The organism is Bilophila sp. (genome assembly GCF_057864385.1).
Genome location: NZ_DBMAFI010000131.1, coordinates 1 through 3,183, shown reverse-complemented (window position 1 = coordinate 3,183; position 3,183 = coordinate 1). Strand labels below are relative to the sequence as shown.

Genomic DNA, 3,183 nt, shown 5'->3' with positions numbered 1-3,183 from the left:
GGCCCATTTTTCGTCTGAAATATCGTGTCTGCTCATGCCAGACATCAAAACAACAGAAAGACGAAAAGTCGAGAACTTATTTAGAGACAGCTCCTAGGTCGTGTCGTCATTTTACATGCAATCACTTGAAATTATCGAAAACAATCTTTTTTATGAAAACCAGTTAAATAATTTGAATAAATTATATCTAATTGCCGATACGACCTAGAAAATGGTTGATGCCTTTTTTCTTAAAGTTCCAAAGGAATAACCAACAAAATGCCTTAGCCGTGGATCCCGCCAAAAGAAAAACAGGAGAAAAAGGCTGTACTTTCACCGTGCTGTGGAGATGAAACAACCACATGCTATTACAGGGCCAAAAGGGAAAATTTTTCCCCGGAAAAGCCCCTGCCCCTAACGTTTCCGCATGGTGTCAGGGAATCCAGCCTACCATGTACAAAACGGACGGCTCGACAGCGCGGAATTGGCATACCGGTGGTCGCCCGTCACTTCTTCCCCGATCCAGTCGGGCAGTTCAAAGGTTTGCCCCTCGTCGGAAAGTTCGATTTCAGCGACGACAAGCCCCGCGTTGTCCCCAAGGAACTCGTCGACTTCCCAAACGAAGCCCTGATAAGGGATTTTGTAACGGATCTTATCGATGAGGGATGGCAGCGCCAGCGTATCAAGCATCCTGTCGGCATCCCCACGCGGGATCTCGTACTCGAACTCCTCGCGGGAAAACCCCCGTGTCTGTCCTTTAACGGTCAGGACGCCGCGTTCGCCTTCCGTACGCACGCGGATCGTGCATGGGTGCGTCTGCAAGTAGCCCTGCCGGAACCGCACACCTTCGGCGAGCCCACGCCATGCCTCGCTTTTGACAAGAAATTTCCGCTCGATTTCCACATTCATGTCATCCTCCTGTACGGCCCGATGCCGTATGTTTCCCTTCTACCGCGTTTCGGCCCCAGCGTACAGGCACGGTGTTTTCCACTGGAAACGCTTTCCGTATGAGGGATACGTTACGGGTTCCGTGTACATGAGGGTTCTCCCTATCCTCCCAAATACGCTGAATAAACTAAGTAATTCATGCAGATATATATTTTTCTTGAAGAGCTGAAGGAATCCTATTCAGAAAGCTGGGGCTGGGGCATGTGGGTTCCCTATTTCCTTTTCCGCTTGGGGAAGCGTTTTTACAGCCGCTTGCGTAACAAGGCGAAACGGTGTACAGATACCGATTCCGTCATTGTTGACGCGCCCTTTTTTCCGGCCTGCCCTTCCGGTCTCGTCCGGCCAATCTCCATGAGGATACTTTCTTGAAAGATCTCGTTCGTAACGAAAAGCTTCGTAATATCGCCATCATTGCTCACGTTGACCACGGCAAGACCACGCTCGTGGACGCCCTTTTCCGCCAGAGCGGGATTTTCCGAAGCGACCAGCAGGTTGATGACCGTGTCATGGACAGCATGGATCTGGAACGGGAACGCGGCATCACCATCTCCGCCAAGAACTGTGCCGTGAGCTGGAACGGCGTAAAAATCAACATTATCGACACCCCCGGCCACGCCGACTTCGGCGGTGAGGTCGAGCGCGCCCTATCCATGGCCGACGGTGCCATCCTGCTGGTCGATGCGGCGGAGGGCCCTCTGCCCCAGACCCGTTTCGTGCTCCGCAAAGCGCTGGAACGCGGCCTCAAGATTATCGTGGTCATCAACAAGATTGACCGTAAGGACGCCCGCGCGCAGGAAGTGCTGAACGAAGTCTACGATCTGTTCATCGATCTCGACTCTACGGAAGAACAACTCGAATTTCCGGTGCTCTACGCCATCGGACGCGACGCCGTAGCCATGCGCGAGCTGGACGCCCCCCGCGTAGATCTCTCCCCTCTCTTTGAAACCATCCTTGAAGTAGTTCCCGGCCCGTCCTACGATCCAGAAGAGCCCTTCCAAATGCTGGTTTCGGATCTCGACTACTCCGAATACCTCGGACGCCTCGCCGTGGGCCGCAGCCTGCATGGGACAGTTCGTTCCAACGAGGCGTTGGTCTGCGTCAATGAGGCGGGCGTCCCAGTGCCCCTGCGCGTGACCCGCCTGCAAGCCTACGAAGGCCTGCGTCTCGTCGATATTACGGAAGCCATGCCCGGCGACATCGTCATCATCGCGGGCATGGATGACGTAGCCATCGGCGACACCATCTGCACCAAGGAAAACATCCGCGTGCTCCCGCGCCTCCGTGTGGATGAGCCCACCGTGGCCATGCGCTTTACCATCAATACTTCGCCTCTCGCCGGACGCGAAGGCAAGAACGTCCAGTCCCGCAAGATCCGCGAGCGACTGCTCAAGGAAGCCCTCATCAACGTGGCCATCAAGATTGAGGAGCCCGACGAGAAGGACAGCTTCATCGTCAAGGGCCGCGGCGAGTTCCAGATGGCCATCCTCATCGAAACCATGCGCCGCGAAGACTTCGAGCTCTGCGTGGGCCGCCCCGAAGTCATCTTTAAGCGGGACGAAAACGGGCAGCTCCTCGAACCCATCGAACAGCTTTACGTTGATTGCGACGAAAACTTCATGGGCGTCGTGACCGACAAGATCGCTCAGCGCAAGGGCCGTATGGTCAATTGCGTGAACAACGGCACGGGCCGCGTCCGTCTGGAATTCTCGGTTCCGTCCCGCGGGCTCATCGGCTACCGCGACGAGTTCCTCACCGACACCAAGGGCACGGGCATCATGAACTCCCTGCTTGAAGGTTACGAGCCCTATCGCGGCGATTTTCCGAGCCGATTCACTGGCTCCATCGTGTCCGACCGCGCCGGGAACGCCGTCGCCTACGCGCTCTTCAACCTTGAGCCGCGCGGCCAGCTTTTCGTGGTGCCTGGCGATCCCGTCTATGAAGGCATGATCGTCGGCGAGCACAACCGCGATAACGACATCGACGTGAACCCTACCAAGGAAAAGAAGCTCACCAACCTGCGCGCCTCCGGCAAGGACGAAGCCGTTGTCTTGACGCCCGTCCGCCCTATGACGTTGGAGCATGCCCTGCATTTCGTCCGTGAAGACGAGCTGGTCGAAGTAACCCCCCACTCCATCCGTCTGCGCAAGGCCGAGTTGAATGCACTCAAGCGCTACCAGTCCGCCGGCAAGAAGAAGCTCGCCAGCCCTGGGAAATAAAGTTTAAGATTGGAGAGGGGGAAGGGGAACCTTTCTCCAG

At 55.9% G+C, this 3,183-nt stretch carries 2 protein-coding genes; one reads left to right on the top strand and one right to left on the bottom strand.

Annotation, left to right across the window (positions count from 1 at the left end; genetic code table 11):
- Positions 1-426 precede the first annotated feature (426 nt).
- Positions 427-888 carry a CYTH domain-containing protein gene (locus ACZM8Y_RS17960; protein WP_482332984.1) on the bottom strand — a complete coding sequence of 154 codons (462 nt, stop codon included), beginning with the start codon at positions 886-888 and terminating at the stop codon, positions 427-429.
- Between the two features lie 404 nt (positions 889-1,292).
- On the opposite strand from ACZM8Y_RS17960, the gene typA reads away from it, so the two are divergent.
- Positions 1,293-3,143 (top strand): translational GTPase TypA, encoded by a 1,851-nt coding sequence (typA, locus tag ACZM8Y_RS17955; RefSeq protein WP_482332981.1) that lies wholly within the window; start codon positions 1,293-1,295, stop codon positions 3,141-3,143.
- Positions 3,144-3,183 lie beyond the last annotated feature (40 nt).